Source organism: Streptomyces sp. NPDC002853 (genome assembly GCF_053591915.1).
In genome coordinates this window covers 280,442-294,114 of the sequence record NZ_JBSFUS010000009.1, presented here as the reverse complement: position 1 = coordinate 294,114, position 13,673 = coordinate 280,442, and the positions used below count along the sequence as shown (strand labels likewise).

Below are 13,673 nucleotides of genomic sequence, written 5' to 3'. Positions count from 1 at the left end.
GCAAGGGTGCGGGCTCCGTTGGGGTCACGCGCCGCCGAGCCAGCCCGCAGCGTCGAGGCGGAAAGCGTCCGGCGGCACGACCGTGCGCAGGTCGTCCTCCATCGTGCGCAGGCGTCCCGGGCCGAGCTGCCCGGCCCACTCCGCGTGCAGCTCGTCGAAGATCGCCGCCGAGCGGCGCAGCGCGTCGATGCCGTGCGGGGTGAGGCGGACGAGCTTGCGGCGGGCGTCGGCGGGGTCATCCGTGCGGTGCGCGTAGCCGAGGGCGATGAGGCGGTCGATGGTCTTGCCCGCGGCCTGCTTGGAGACGCCGAGCCGGCGGCCGACCTCGCTGGCGCTCGCGCCGCGCGCGCCGATCGCCTGCATCGCGAAGCCGTGCGCGGGGCGTGCGTCCGGATGGCCCTGGCGGGCCAGTTCGGCGTGCAGCCGGTCGATGAGCGTGCGGAACCCGGCGAAGAGGAGCAGCGGCAGCTCGAAGCCGTGCCCGTCGCCCTTCGGCGGGACACCCTTGCCAGAATCGACAACCTGGTTTACCTTCTTGTCGTCAACCACGTTGTCCATCGTAGGGGGTACCTCTTGTTCGCCGAGCACACCGTGGAAACCGCACCGGTCGAGTCCCGCGCCGCGATGGAGCGCACGGCCGCCGCCTTCGGCAGGACGCCGGACGCGGTGGCGCGGCTCGCCGAGTCGCCCGAACTGCTCAACGGCTTCCTGGAGTTGAGCGCGTCCTTCGAGGGCTCGACGCTGGAGCCGGTGGCGCGGGAAGTCGTCATCATGACCGTCGCCGTACGCAACGACTGCCACATCTGCGTGACCATGCACACCGGCAAGCTCCGCAAGCTGGGCGCTGACACCGGGCTGATCACCGCGTTGCGCCAGGGCGAGGCGCTGACCGACGAACGCCTTGAGGCGGTACGGCAGTTCACCCTGGACGTCCTCGCGACCGCGGGTTGCGTGGACGACGGCGACCTGAAGAAGTTCCTCGACCACGGCTACACGAAACGAAACGCCCTCGAAGTCGTCCTCGGCATCGGCACGTACACGATGTCAACCCTGGCCAACCGCCTGACGCGGGCCACGTGACGGGCTGAGGCCGTCGTACGGCGCGCCCAGCGCCCACGCCTGGTGCATCGCGTCCGCGAACGCCGCCGCCAGTCTGTGCTCGCCGTTCGCGTTCGGGTGCGTGCCGTCGTACGTGTCGTGGTCGATGTCGTACGCGGGTGGCGTCGAGGCCAGGAGGAGCGGGGAGGCGCCTGTGTCGAGGTCCGCGGCGGCCTTCGCGAGGAGCACGTTGAAGCGGGACACCTCCGCCGCGAACGGGGCGTCCGTCCTGGCCCGGATGTTCGGTATCACCGGGAGCAGGACAAGGCGGACACGCGGATTGGCCGACCTCGCCGCCGAGACGAAGCGGCGTACGTTCTCCGCCGTCTGTTCCGCGTTCGTGTAGAACCCCAGGTCGATCAGGCCCAGCGAGATGAGCAGGACGTCGGGGCGGTCCTCCCGCACCGCGTCCGCCATCCGCGGCGCCATGTGCAGCCAGCCCTCGCCCCACCCCGCGAAGTGGTGGCGAGGAAACTCCGGGTCGCTGCCCGCGTAGTCGTACGAGACCGGTTCGCCGGAGATCTTGTCGTGCAGCGCGCTGCGCGGGCCCACCACCGCGAAACCCTCCTCGCCGAGCGAGGACCGCAGGTGCTGCCACATGCGGTAGCGCCAGGTGTGTTCCCCCGCGCTGCCGATCGTCATCGAGTCGCCGACGAACATGAACCTGAGCATCCGCTCATCATCGCGGATCAACGCCCCGGCCTGCGATGTGAGGCTGAACACCCGATGTGAGGCCGAACACCCGGCGAACGCCCGCCCCCGAGCGCGGGGGTGGCAGGCTTGGGCCATGCGTTCACTGCGTTCCTCGATGGGTGTCCTCGGTGCCGTCGGCACCGCCGCCACCGGAGCCCTGCTCCTCCTCGCCGGCGCCACCGGCCCCGCCGCCGCCGACGACAGCCACGACGGGTTCACCATCAAGGACCCCCGCATCATCGAGTCCAGCGGCCTCGCCGCCTCCCGCGCCCACCCGGGCGTCTACTGGACGCACAACGACCAGGACAAGAACGGCGCGCTGCTCTACGCGGTGGACGGCAAGACCGGCAAGACCGTCGCCACGATCACCATGACCGGCGTCGGAAAGCCCCGCGACGTGGAGGCCGTCTCCGTCGGCGCCGACGGCAACATCTACGTCGGCGACATCGGCGACAACCTCGGCGGCACCTGGTCCCACGTGTGGATCTACAAGCTGCCCGAGCCGAAGAAGCTGGGCGAGCAGACCGTGCGCGCCACGCAGTACACGGTGAAGTACGAGGACGGCGCGCGCGACGCCGAGGCACTGATGGTCCACCCGAAGACCGGCCGCATCTACATCGCCGACAAGAAGGAGGAGGGCGGCGCGCTGTACGAGGGACCCGCCCAGATGTCCTCCTCCGGGGTCAACGTCTTCAAGCGCCTGGGCACCACCGGACTCTGGACCACGGACGGCGCCTTCTCTCCCGACGGGAAGCAGCTCGCCCTGCGCGGCTATCTCGGCGGCGTCTCGTACACCTGGAAGGGCGAGGGCACGAAGCCCGAGCGCGAGGGGCGGCTGAGTGTGCCGTTGCAGCGGCAGGGTGAGTCCGCGACGTACACCCTGGACGGGACGACCATCCTGTACGGCACCGAGGGCGCGCAGAGCGAGGTCGAGCCCGTCGAGGTCGAGGGGGCGGGCGGTGGCGGCAACTCGTCGTCAGGCGCCGGGAGTTCGGGCGAGTCCGGGGACGGTGGGGGCTCCGGGCTCGGCGGTGACGTCAAGGTGGGCGCGCTGACCCTCGCCGTCGTGCTCGCCGCGTTCTTCGGGCTGAAGCGGGTGTTCCGCCGGAAGTAGCGGGCCGGGCCTCACGCCTTCCGGGCGGCGCCCGTCTCCGCCTCGCGGCGGGCCACCAGGACGTCGAGGCCGTCGAGCAGGCGTTGCAGGCCGAACTCGAAGTGGTCGAACTGCGAGCCGAACGCGTCGTCGGACAAGCCCGCGAGGTGGGGGTAGCGCCCGCTGTTCATGATCCGTCCGAGGGTCGGGTACTGCGCCTCCCAGAACGCCTCGTCCGTCAGGCCGGTCTTCTTGACCGCCTCCACCTCGTGCACCTGGGTGCGGGCGACCCCGGTGACGTACCCCTCGACCATGACGATCACGCCGATCAGCTCGGGGTCGGGCAGGCCCATGGACTTGATCCCGGCGAGGGTCAGCTCCAAGCCGCTCACCGCGCCGGGACCGAGCACCGGGCGGGCCTGGTTGACCTGGAGCAGCCAGGGGTGTTCGCGGTAGAGGGCGAGGGTCTCGCGGGCGTACGTCCGCACGGCCTCGCGCCAGCCGCCGCTCGGGGGCGCGGCGTCGGGGGCCGGCATGTACATCCGGTCCAGCATCAGGTCGAGCAGCTCGCTCTTGCCCGGGACGTAGCGGTACAGGGACATCGTGCCGGTGCCGAGCTCCGTGGACAGGCGGCGCATCGAGACCGCCGTGAGCCCCTCGGTGTCGGCGAGCCGGACCGCCTCGGTGACGATCCGCTCCAGGGTCAGTCCTGGCTTGGGGCCGCGCGTGGGGCGTTCGCCCTCATCCCAGAGCAGTTCCAGGCTGCGGACGATGTCGCTGTCGGTGCGCTGGTTGTCGCCGGAACCGCCGTTCGTGCTCGTCATGACGGTCAGCCTAATCGCCGGAACCCTAATTGGGTACGGTGTACCCGAAAAACTGAGTACGGTGTACTCTCTATTGGGTACGGCGTACCCAGAGGGGTGTCCGAGCCGGGTGACCGGTACGGGAAGATCTGGAGGGGCAGTGAGCGAGACGAACGAATACGCGGTACGAGCCGAGGGGCTCGACAAGCGCTACGGCGAGAAGAAGGCCCTGGACGCCTTCGATCTGCGCGTGGCACGCGGCACGGTGCACGGACTGCTCGGCCCGAACGGCGCGGGCAAGACCACCGCCGTGCGCATCCTCTCGACGCTGGTGCGCCTCGACGGCGGCCGGGCCGAGGTCGCGGGGGCCGACGTGGTGCGACAGCCGGACGTGGTGCGCGGCCGCATCGGCCTGACCGGCCAGTACGCGGCCGTCGACGAGGTCCTCACCGGGCGGCAGAACCTGGAGATGTTCGGCCGTCTCTTCCACCTCGGCGGCAAGCGGGCGGCGCGGCGGGCCCAGGAACTCCTCGAACAGTTCGACCTGGTGGACGCGGCGGGCAAGGGGGCCGGCCAGTACAGCGGCGGCATGCGGCGCAGGCTCGACCTCGCGGCCTCGATGATCCTCGCGCCCGCCGTCCTCTTCCTGGACGAGCCGACCACCGGACTCGACCCGCGCAGCCGCCTCGAAGTCTGGGACACCGTACGGAAACTGGTCGCGGACGGCACGACCGTCCTGCTCACCACGCAGTATCTGGAGGAGGCCGACAAGCTGGCCTCCCGGATCACCGTCATCGACCAGGGCCGCGCCATCGCCGACGACACCCCGGACGGCCTGAAGAACACGGTGGGCGGCAGCTACCTGGAGGTCGTGGTCCGCGACACCGCCGACCTGCCCGCGGCCCTGAAGGCCGTCGCCCGCGTCGCCGAGGGCGTGCCCGAGTCCGTCGACCTGGAGCGCCGCGTCCAGGCCGCCGTCACCGACCGGGTCGCCGCCCTGACGGACGTCGCGCGGACCCTCCAGGACCAAGGCGTCGCGGTCGAGGACATCGGACTGCGCAGGCCGAGCCTCGACGACGTGTTCCTGCGGCTGACGGGACACCGCACGGAGGACGAGACGGGCGCGAGCGGGCAACCGGCCACCGAGGCCGCCGACATCGCAGAGAAGACGGGAGCCGCGGCATGAGCGCCGTACTGACCACGAGCACGGACACCGACGCCTCGCAGCCGTCGCACGGACGGTTCTACTGGGCGCTCGCCGACACCTTCAACGTCACCCGCCGCTACCTCACGCACTTCCAGCGCCAGCCCGTCAACATCGCCTGGCAGCTGGGCTTCCCGATCATCTCCGTGCTCCTGTACGGCTTCGTCTTCGGCGAGGCGATGAAGGTGCCCGGCGGCGGCGAGGACGGCGACTACAAGCAGTTCCTGATGCCCGGCATGTTCGTGATGACCATGGCCTTCGGCTTCATGAACACCGCGATGGCGGTCGTCACGGACTCCACCAAGGGCGTCATCGACCGCTTCCGCTCGATGCCGATGGCGCCGTCGGCGGTGGCCGCGGGGCGCGGACTCGCCGACCTGATCGTGGCGTGTGCCGAGCTGACGATCCTCGCGCTCACCGCGCTCGCGATCGGCTGGCGGTCCAGCGCCGGACTGCCCGAGACCCTGGCCGCCTTCGGGCTGCTCCTGTTGCTGCGGTTCAGCCTGATCTGGGTCGGCGTGTTCCTGGGCCTCGTGGTGCCGACCCCGGAGGCGGCGGGCGGGCTCTACGCGGTCGCCTTCCCGCTCACCATGATCTCCAGCGTCTTCGTCGCGCCCTCGCTGATGCCGGACTGGCTGGCGCCGGTCGCCGCCTGGAACCCGGTCTCCTCCACGGGCACGGCGGCACGCGAACTGTTCGGCAACCCCGGGGCGGGCGGGGCGAGCTGGGTCGAGCAGAACGCGGTGCTGATGGCCGTGCTCTGGCCGCTCGCGATCTCACTCCTGTTCCTGCCCCTGGCGGTACGGAAGTTCAAGCAGCTGAGCCGGTGAAAGCAGAGTTCCCCGCGCCCGAAGGGGCGCGGGGAACTGCGCGACCAGCCACAAGGCACCCGCAGGTGACTGTGAAACCTCAGAGCTTCTCGATCACGTAGTCGATGCACTTGGTGAGCGCCTCGACATCCGAAGGATCAATCGCCGGGAACATCGCCACGCGCAGCTGATTGCGGCCGAGCTTGCGGTACGGCTCGGTGTCCACGATGCCGTTGGCGCGCAGCGCCTTCGCCACCGCGGCCGCGTCGATCTCGTCCGCGAAGTCGATCGTGCCGATGACCTGCGAACGCTTGGCCGGGTCCGTGACGAACGGCGTCGCGTACTTCGACTCCTCGGCCCACCCGTACAGCGCCTGCGACGACGCGGCCGTGCGGCCGGTCGTGAACTCCAGGCCACCCTGGCCGTTCATCCAGTCCAGCTGCTCACCGAGCAGGAAGAGCGTGGCGAGCGCCGGGGTGTTGTACGTCTGGTTCTTGCGGGAGTTGTCGATCGCCGTGGGAAGGCTGAAGAACTCCGGCACGTGACGGCCGCTCGCGTGGATGCGCTCGGCACGCTCGATGGCCGCCGGGGAGAACGCGGCGATCCACAGGCCGCCGTCCGACGCGAAGGACTTCTGCGGGGCGAAGTAGTAGACGTCCGTCTCGGCGATGTCGACCGGCAGGCCGCCCGCACCGGAGGTGGCGTCCACCAGCACGAGGGAACCCTCGTCCGCGCCGGCCACCCGCCTGACGGGAGCCGCGACACCGGTCGAGGTCTCGTTGTGCGTGAAGCCGTACACGTCCACGCCCGCCTCGGCCCGCGGGTCGGGGTGCGTGCCCGGCTCGCTGGTGATCACGGTGGGCTCGGCCAGCCACGGGGCGAGCTTCGAGGCCTTGGCGAACTTGGAGGAGAACTCGCCGAAGCTGAGGTGCTGCGACTTGTTCTCGATGAGGCCGTGCGTCGCGACGTCCCAGAAGGCGGTGGAACCGCCGTTGCCCAGGATCACCTCGTAACCCTCGGGGAGGGAGAAGAGGTCGCGCACACCCTCGCGCACCTTGCCGACCAGGTTCTTGACCGGGGCCTGGCGGTGGGAGGTGCCGAGCAGAGAGGTACCGGTGGCGGCGAGCGCGTCCAGCGCCTCCGTGCGCACCTTGGAGGGGCCCGCGCCGAAACGTCCGTCGGCGGGCTTGATGTCAGCGGGAATCTGGATCTCAGCCACGGGAGGAGCCTAACGGCATCTGGCGCGGGGGCCTTGGGGGTGTCCGCCGGGTGAGACCGCTCGGTCACCGGCGGTGGACGCCACGGGGGCTCCGCCCCCGGAGCCCCCTCATCGCGCTGCGCGCTCGTCCTCAAACGCCGGACGGGCTAGTTGTGGAGCCGCACCGGAAGCTCGTACAGGTCGTTCTGTGTCACCACCGGCTTGTTGCGCAGCTCGGACGGCGCGACCGCCAGGGTCAGCTCCGGGAAGCGCTCGTAGAGCGCCGGGAGCGCCACCCCCGCCTCCAGGCGGGACAGGGCAGCCCCGGGGCAGACGTGCGGGCCGTGGCCGAAGGAGATGTGGCGGTTCGGGGACGTACGCGTGATGTCGAAGGCGTCCGCCGTGGGGCCGTGCGCCCGCTCGTCCCGGCCGATCGCCGCGTACGACACGATCAGTGCGTCACCCGCACGGATCACCTTGTCGCCCACGGGGACGTCCTCGGCCGCGAACCGGATCAGGACGTGCGACGTCGGCGTGGAGTGGCGCAGGGTCTCCTCCACGACCATCTCCCAGCTCGCGTCACCGGCCAGGACGAGCGCCAGCTGCTCGGGATGGGCCGAGAGGTTCACCACCGCGTTGACGATCAGCGAGATCGTCGTCTCGTGGCCCGCCGCGACCATCAGCTGGAGCGTGGAGACGATCTCCGCGTCGGTGAGGTGGTCGCCGTCCTCCGACGCGAGGATCAGGGCGCTGGTCAGATCGTCGCCCGGCTCGGCACGCCGCGCCGCGACGACCCCGCCCATCATGGCCGCCAGCTCACCCAGCGTGGCCACGACCTCGGCGGGCGGCGTCTGGGTGGAGAAGAACCTGTCGAAGAGGACCTTCAGACGGGGGTGGTCGGCGGCGTCGATGCCCATCAGGTCACTGATGACGTACATGGGCAGCGGGTACGCGAACTCGGCCTTCAGATCGACCACTTGGCCGCCGTCCGACGGAAGCCGGTCCAAGAGGCCCATCGTCAGCTCCGCGATGCGTTCCCGCATCCGCTCCACCCGCCGCGGCGTCAGCGCCTGCGCGACCAGGGCGCGCATCCGGCGGTGCTCCTCGCCGTCGACCGTCAGCATCGAACGGCCCGGGTTGGCCAGGCCGATCAGCGGCCAGTCCGCGGGTATCTCACCGCGCCGCCAAGCGCCCCACACCTCGATGTCCTTCACCAGCCGCTTGTCGGTGAGGAGTTGACGCGCCTCGGCGTGGTGTGTGACCGCCCAGACCGGTACGCCGCCGGGCAGCTCCACCTCGGCCAGCGGGCCCGCCGCGCGCAGCCTGGCGCTCTCGCCGTCCAGGTCGGTGACGAAGGGGTCGAGGACGATGCGGTCGGGTGCGTTGCGGGCGGGGCAGCCGGTCGTCATCAGGGCTCTCCTCTGGGTTCACGCGGGGTTCCGGTGATCAAGTCGCGGCAACTATAGGTGCGCGTCGGGCGTTTGACTGCCGCCGCTGCGGGCCTTCGCGGATGCATATTGAGGGCATGGATATGGGCATGAGTGATCTCGGAGGCGTGGAAGAGGAACTGCGGGCAGCCGTGCGGGGGGAGGTGGACTTCTCCGTCACCGCGCGGGCCCTGAACACCATGGACGCGTCCAACTACCGCAGAGTGCCGCTCGGCGTCCTCGCCCCGCGCGACGCGGACGACGTGGCGGCGGCGCTCGCCGTGTGCCGGGAGCGCGGGGTGCCGGTCGTGGCCCGCGGCGCCGGCACGTCCATCGCCGGGCAGGCCACGGGCTCGGGGCTCGTCCTCGACTTCACCCGGCACATGAACCGGATTCTGTCCCTGGACGCGGAGTCGCGGACCGCGGTCGTCCAGCCCGGCGTGATCTGCGACGGCCTGCGGGGCGCGGCGGCCCCGCACGGCCTGACCTTCGGCCCCGATCCGTCCACCCACAACCGCTGCACCCTGGGCGGCATGATCGGCAACAACTCCTGCGGCTCCCACTCGGTCGCCTGGGGCACGACCGCCGACAACGTCGCCTCGCTCTCGGTCGTGAGCGGCGGGGGCGAGCGGCTCGCGCCGGGGCAGGGCTGGTCCGGCGCCCCGCAGGGTCTACGTGCCCTGGTGGACGGCGATTTGGAGCTCCTGCGCACCGGCTTCCCCGAGCTCCCGCGCCGCATCTCCGGCTATGCGCTCGACGCCATGCTCCCCGAGCGGGGCGTCGACCTGGCCCGCGCGTTCTGCGGCTCCGAGGGCACGCTCGGCGTGGTGACGGAGGCCGTCGTACGCCTCGTCGAGTCGCCACGCGCGCGTGCGCTCGCGGTCCTCGGGTACGCCGACGAGAGCGCCGCGGCGGAGGCCGCGGCCGGGCTGCTGCCGCACGGACCGCTGACGGTGGAGGGGATGGCGGCCGACCTCGTACGGGGGTCCGAGGGGCTGCCCAAGGGCGGCGCCTGGCTGTTCGTGGAGACGGGCGGCGCGAGCGAGGGAGAGGCACGCGCGCGTGCGGAGGCGATCGCGCGGGCGGTCGCCGGGGACACGGTGGACTCGGTGGTCGTGACGGACCCCGCGGGGCAGCGCGTGCTGTGGCGGGTCCGCGAGGACGCCAGCGGGACGGCGACGCGGATGCCGGACGGCAGCGAGGCGTGGCCGGGGTGGGAGGACTGTGCGGTGCCGCCCGCACGGCTCGGCGCCTACCTGCGGGACTTCCGGGGGCTGCTCGCCGAACACGGCCTGCGCGGGACGCCGTACGGGCACTTCGGGGACGGCTGCATTCACGTACGCATCGACTTCGACCTGATGAGCGAGGTGGGCGTGCGGCGCTTCCGCCGCTTCTCCGAGGATCTGGCGAGGCTCGTGGTCGCGCACGGTGGTTCGCTGTCGGGCGAGCACGGGGACGGGCAGGCGCGTGCCGAGCTCCTTCCCGAGATGTACGGGGCCGACCTCGTCCGGCTGTTCGAGCGGGTGAAGGGGGTGTGGGACCCGGCGGACCTGTTGAACCCGGGAATGCTGGTGCGGCCCGCGCCGCTGGACTCGAACCTGCGGTTCGACCCGCTGCCGCGGAAGCCGGTGGACGTGGCCTTCGGCTACCCGCATGACGGCGGGGACTTCTCGGCGGCGGTGCGGCGATGCGTGGGCGTCGCCAAGTGCCGTACCACGTCCGCTGGTTCGGGAGGCGGGGTGATGTGCCCGTCCTTCCGGGCGACGGGCGATGAGGAGCACTCCACGCGGGGCCGGGCGCGTCTCCTGCACGAGATGCTCGCGGGGGACGTGGTCACGGACGGCTGGCGTTCGGAGGAGGTACGGGACGCGCTGGATCTCTGCCTGTCCTGCAAGGGCTGCCGGTCGGACTGTCCGGTGGGCGTGGACATGGCCACGTACAAGGCCGAGTTCCTGCACCACCACTACGAGGGCCGCAGGCGACCCGCGGCGCACTACTCGATGGGCCGGCTGCCGCTGTGGCTGCGGCTGGCCTCGCGGACGCGGACGGCGGGGGCGGCCAACGCCACGGCCCGCGTGGGGGTGCTCGCGGCGCTGGCCAAGAGGCTGGGCGGGATCGCACCGGAGAGGGACATCCCGCCTCTCGCGCGGCAGACGTTCCGCCGCTGGTTCCGGGACAGGCCGGCCGCCGGGGCTTCCGGGAGCCCGACGGTCGTCCTCTGGCCGGACACGTTCACGGACCACCTGTCACCGGCGGTGGGCCGGGCGGCGGTGCGGGTCCTCGAGGACGCGGGGCTGCGGGTGGTGGTCCCGCCGGGGGACGTGTGCTGCGGCCTGACGTACGTGTCGACGGGGCAACTCGACCGGGCTCGCGCGGTGCTGCGCAGGACCCTGGAGCGGATGGCACCGCTCCTGGACTCGCAGGCACTCCTGGTGGTCCTCGAACCGAGCTGCGCCGCGGCGCTGAAGACGGACCTGGTGGAACTCCTGGGAGAGGAGGACTCGCGGGCGACCGAACTGGCCTCTCGGGTAAGGACGTTCGCGCAAACCCTGGAGGAACTGGCCCCGGAGTGGTCACCGCCGCGGATCGGCCGCCCAGTGGTGGGCCAGACGCACTGCCACCAGCACGCGGTGCTCGGCGACGCCGCCGAACGCCGCCTGCGCGAGAAGGCGGGCCTGGAAGGCGAGTTGAGCGGCGGCTGCTGCGGCCTGGCGGGCAACTTCGGCTTCGAGGCGGGCCATTACGAGGTCTCCGTCACCTGCGCGGAGGACCAACTGCTCCCATCGGTCCGGGCCCGCACCCCGGAAACGACGATCCTGGCAGACGGCTTCTCCTGCCGAACCCAGCTGGAGCAACTGGGGGAGGGGGCGCGGGGACGGCATTTGGCGGAGGTGCTGGCGGAGGGGCTGGACTCGCGGGGGTGACGGGGTGTGGGGGAGGTGTGCGGCCGGGTTGAGGTCAATGGGCCTCGTGGGTGCGCGTCTTGTTGCTCTCCTCGTCCTCCCGTGTGCGCAGCTCCCCGTGCAGACCGGCCGTCATTCCGCACACCCAGGGCATGACCAGCGGAGGGAGCAGGAGCAGGGATACGGCTGTGGGCAGGATCGTGACCAGGACGCCGGTGATCCATACGTTGTCGTCGCTGAGCCACAGCATGCCGAGCCCGGCGTAGTGGGCGAGCGGGGCGGACGCGTACCCGGCCAGGAGGATGACGAGTGCCGCGGCCGCGACGGACAGCACGCCGAGTCCGAGGGTGCGTATGCGCGCCCGGCGGGTCAGCACCCAGGACCGGTACAGCGCCGCGAACGGCGACCGACGCGAGCGCACCGTCTCGGCGGTGGCCAGTGACAGGCGGAAGTACAGCAGCGGGCCCAGGCACACGACGGCGATCGGCAGCACCCATCCCACCAGGGTGTAGATCGGGGTCGCGGTCTCGCCGATGGGCGTGGGCTCGACGCCGGGCACCTCGCCGCGCTCGACGGTCATCCACAGCACGTAGCCCGCGAGCGCCATGGCACCCACCGGCAGTCCACTCAGCGCGTTGACCGCGAGGGCGGCGGGGAAAGGCCCGCGGGTGCGTCGCCACAACTCGCGGACGGTCAGTGGCCCGCCGCCGTCGCGCGTGGCGTGGGACTCGGCGACGGCGTACGCGGCGTGCAGCACGGAGACGACGAGAAGTCCCAGAACGAGCAGCAGCAGCGACACCACGAGACCGACCTTCACCAGCGGAAACCAACCGCCGTCGGCGTAGGCCACGTAGGAGTCCTCGTTGGCGATGTTGCTGTCCGCGTAGTCCCGGACCCCCTCGAAGGTGTCCCACGCCGCCGCGAACCCGCCGGCCACGATCGCGCAGCCGAGCGCGGCCGTCAGGGCGGCCACGAGCAGGGTGAAGCCGTACGGCGCGCCGCGGTAGACGCCGTCAACGCGGTAGACGGCGTAATCGCGGTAGCCGCTGTCGCCCGGCCGCTCGGTCGTCCGGTTTTCGTCGCGCGCCATGCCTGACCTGACTTCCGTGCGGTTGCGTGGTGACTGCACCCAAGACGCGGCGCGGGGCGTGCGGGGTTCCATCACGGCCGCCGTGTCGCCGCCATGTGGACCCGGTTTGCGTACAGCAGTAAAAGGGCTCCACAATCCTGTCGTGGTCTACTACCTTGGACGGGGTAGTTCAGGTGAGTGGACTGGCCGGGATCGGCCGGTGGCGAAGAGACGGAAGGGTTGGCTGTGGACGCGTCGAGGAGTGGCCAGGAGGCGGCATCCGGTGGGCGGTGGGGTGCCCTCGGGCCCGTCGGTCTGGTGCTCGCGGGCGGCGTCTCCGTCCAGTTCGGCGGGGCCATCGCCGTGAGCGTGATGCCCAAGGCCGGAGCCCTCGGCATCGTGACCCTGCGGCTCGCCTTCGCCGCTCTGGTGCTGATGATCGTCTGCCGGCCCAAGATGCGCGGGCACTCGCGCGCCGACTGGGGGACCGTCGTCGCCTTCGGCGTGGCCATGGCCGGCATGAACGGTCTCTTCTACCAGTCCGTCGCCCGCATCCCCATGGGCCCCGCCGTCACCCTTGAGGTCCTCGGCCCGCTGGCGCTCTCCGTCTTCGCCTCGCGTCGTGCCGTGAATCTCGTGTGGGCCGGGCTCGCGCTGTGCGGTGTCTTCCTGCTGGGCGGCGGGGGCGGGTTCAGCGGGCTCGATCCCGTCGGCGTCGCGTACGCGCTCGGTGCCGGCGCCATGTGGGCCACGTACATCATGTTCAGCGCCCGTACGGGGCGCCGCTTCCCGCAGGCCGACGGGCTCGCCCTCGCGATGGTCGTCGCGGCCGTCCTCTTCCTGCCGCTCGGCCTCATCGAGTCCGGGGAGAAGCTCGTGCGGCCCGAGGTGCTCGCGCTCGGAGCGGCCGTCGCCGTGATGTCCTCCGTGCTGCCGTACACGCTCGAACTGCTCGCCCTGCGCCGGCTTCCCGCCTCCACCTTCGCGATCATGATGAGCCTGGAGCCCGCGATCGCCGCCGTCGCCGGATTCCTGGTGCTGAACCAGGCACTTTCCGTCAATGAGGCGCTGGCCATCTCGCTGGTCATCGCCGCCAGTATGGGCGCCGTGCGGACCCAGGTCGGGCGGGGGCGGGCCCGCCGCGGGGACGGGGATGTCGTGACGGGGGCCACGCCAGATGCCGTGCTGGCGCCTGCCGAGGGTGCCGAGGATGCCGGGAGTGCCGGAGGTTCCAAGGGTGTCGAAAGCGCGGACGGCGTGAAGCGCGCGGCCGAGGAGCCGGTCCCGGAGACGTCCGGAAAGTAATGCAAGCACGCTTGCTTGTTTCTCCGGGCGCTGCCATGCTCCGGGGCACTTCCCCTAGCTCTCGACTCCGT

12 protein-coding genes are annotated in these 13,673 nt (G+C 71.4%); 6 read left to right on the top strand and 6 right to left on the bottom strand.

Annotated elements, in window-relative coordinates; translation table 11 throughout:
* Window positions 1–24: 24 nt before the first annotated feature.
* Complete coding sequence (locus tag ACWD02_RS25875) at window positions 25–558, bottom strand: MarR family winged helix-turn-helix transcriptional regulator (protein ID WP_451214815.1); 534 nt, start codon at window positions 556–558, stop codon at window positions 25–27.
* A 66-nt stretch (window positions 559–624) separates the two neighbouring features.
* Between ACWD02_RS25875 and ACWD02_RS25870 the strand changes: the two genes are divergently transcribed.
* Entirely contained in the window at window positions 625–1,080 is a 456-nt protein-coding gene (locus ACWD02_RS25870) for a carboxymuconolactone decarboxylase family protein (protein WP_451214997.1), read from the top strand.
* On the opposite strand, the gene ACWD02_RS25865 is transcribed toward ACWD02_RS25870, so the two are convergent.
* Complete coding sequence (locus ACWD02_RS25865) at window positions 1,045–1,770, bottom strand: GDSL-type esterase/lipase family protein (RefSeq protein ID WP_451214814.1); 726 nt, start codon at window positions 1,768–1,770, stop codon at window positions 1,045–1,047. The two genes, ACWD02_RS25870 and ACWD02_RS25865, sit on opposite strands and share 36 nt — an antisense overlap.
* A 115-nt stretch (window positions 1,771–1,885) precedes the next feature.
* Between ACWD02_RS25865 and ACWD02_RS25860 the strand changes: the two genes are divergently transcribed.
* Window positions 1,886–2,905: a WD40 repeat domain-containing protein gene (locus ACWD02_RS25860; RefSeq protein ID WP_451214813.1), complete on the top strand. Its 1,020-nt coding sequence runs from the start codon at window positions 1,886–1,888 to the stop codon at window positions 2,903–2,905.
* Window positions 2,906–2,916: 11 nt separating this feature from the next.
* Here ACWD02_RS25860 and ACWD02_RS25855 read toward each other — a convergent pair whose 3' ends face one another.
* Window positions 2,917–3,708: a TetR/AcrR family transcriptional regulator gene (locus ACWD02_RS25855; RefSeq protein ID WP_451214812.1), complete on the bottom strand. Its 792-nt coding sequence runs from the start codon at window positions 3,706–3,708 to the stop codon at window positions 2,917–2,919.
* Window positions 3,709–3,847: 139 nt separating this feature from the next.
* On the opposite strand from ACWD02_RS25855, the gene ACWD02_RS25850 reads away from it, so the two are divergent.
* A complete protein-coding gene (locus ACWD02_RS25850; RefSeq protein ID WP_451214811.1) occupies window positions 3,848–4,873 on the top strand; it encodes an ATP-binding cassette domain-containing protein in 1,026 nt (341 codons plus the stop codon).
* Entirely contained in the window at window positions 4,870–5,721 is an 852-nt protein-coding gene (locus tag ACWD02_RS25845) for an ABC transporter permease (RefSeq protein WP_451214810.1), read from the top strand. The genes ACWD02_RS25850 and ACWD02_RS25845 overlap by 4 nt, the downstream gene beginning before the upstream one ends.
* Window positions 5,722–5,800: 79 nt before the next feature.
* On the opposite strand, the gene serC is transcribed toward ACWD02_RS25845, so the two are convergent.
* Both serC and ACWD02_RS25835 read right to left on the bottom strand, forming a co-directional pair.
* A complete protein-coding gene (gene serC, locus ACWD02_RS25840; protein WP_451214809.1) occupies window positions 5,801–6,919 on the bottom strand; it encodes a phosphoserine transaminase in 1,119 nt (372 codons plus the stop codon).
* Between the two features lie 146 nt (window positions 6,920–7,065).
* On the bottom strand, window positions 7,066–8,307 hold the full coding sequence (locus ACWD02_RS25835) for a cytochrome P450 family protein (protein WP_451214808.1): 1,242 nt from the start codon (window positions 8,305–8,307) through the stop codon (window positions 7,066–7,068).
* Window positions 8,308–8,435: 128 nt separating this feature from the next.
* On the opposite strand from ACWD02_RS25835, the gene ACWD02_RS25830 reads away from it, so the two are divergent.
* Window positions 8,436–11,249: an FAD-binding and (Fe-S)-binding domain-containing protein gene (locus tag ACWD02_RS25830; protein WP_451214807.1), complete on the top strand. Its 2,814-nt coding sequence runs from the start codon at window positions 8,436–8,438 to the stop codon at window positions 11,247–11,249.
* 34 nt (window positions 11,250–11,283) lie between these two features.
* Here ACWD02_RS25830 and ACWD02_RS25825 read toward each other — a convergent pair whose 3' ends face one another.
* Window positions 11,284–12,318 carry a hypothetical protein gene (locus ACWD02_RS25825; RefSeq protein WP_451214806.1) on the bottom strand — a complete coding sequence of 345 codons (1,035 nt, stop codon included), beginning with the start codon at window positions 12,316–12,318 and terminating at the stop codon, window positions 11,284–11,286.
* Window positions 12,319–12,543: 225 nt separating this feature from the next.
* On the opposite strand from ACWD02_RS25825, the gene ACWD02_RS25820 reads away from it, so the two are divergent.
* The gene (locus ACWD02_RS25820) at window positions 12,544–13,602 is read left to right on the top strand and encodes an EamA family transporter (RefSeq protein WP_451214805.1); all 1,059 of its coding nucleotides are present in this window, start codon (window positions 12,544–12,546) and stop codon (window positions 13,600–13,602) included.
* Window positions 13,603–13,673 lie beyond the last annotated feature (71 nt).

What these genes read in the sequence shown, in the direction of transcription:
- ACWD02_RS25855 (WP_451214812.1), bottom strand. Translation starts at nt 3,708, where the DNA reads ATGACGAGCACGAACGGCGGTTCCGGCGACAACCAGCGCACCGACAGC.
- ACWD02_RS25835 (WP_451214808.1), bottom strand. Translation starts at nt 8,307, where the DNA reads ATGACGACCGGCTGCCCCGCCCGCAACGCACCCGACCGCATCGTCCTC.
- ACWD02_RS25875 (WP_451214815.1), bottom strand. Translation starts at nt 558, where the DNA reads ATGGACAACGTGGTTGACGACAAGAAGGTAAACCAGGTTGTCGATTCT.
- ACWD02_RS25860 (WP_451214813.1), top strand. Translation starts at nt 1,886, where the DNA reads ATGCGTTCACTGCGTTCCTCGATGGGTGTCCTCGGTGCCGTCGGCACC.
- ACWD02_RS25865 (WP_451214814.1), bottom strand. Translation starts at nt 1,770, where the DNA reads ATGCTCAGGTTCATGTTCGTCGGCGACTCGATGACGATCGGCAGCGCG.
- ACWD02_RS25845 (WP_451214810.1), top strand. Translation starts at nt 4,870, where the DNA reads ATGAGCGCCGTACTGACCACGAGCACGGACACCGACGCCTCGCAGCCG.
- ACWD02_RS25830 (WP_451214807.1), top strand. Translation starts at nt 8,436, where the DNA reads ATGAGTGATCTCGGAGGCGTGGAAGAGGAACTGCGGGCAGCCGTGCGG.
- ACWD02_RS25870 (WP_451214997.1), top strand. Translation starts at nt 625, where the DNA reads ATGGAGCGCACGGCCGCCGCCTTCGGCAGGACGCCGGACGCGGTGGCG.
- ACWD02_RS25825 (WP_451214806.1), bottom strand. Translation starts at nt 12,318, where the DNA reads ATGGCGCGCGACGAAAACCGGACGACCGAGCGGCCGGGCGACAGCGGC.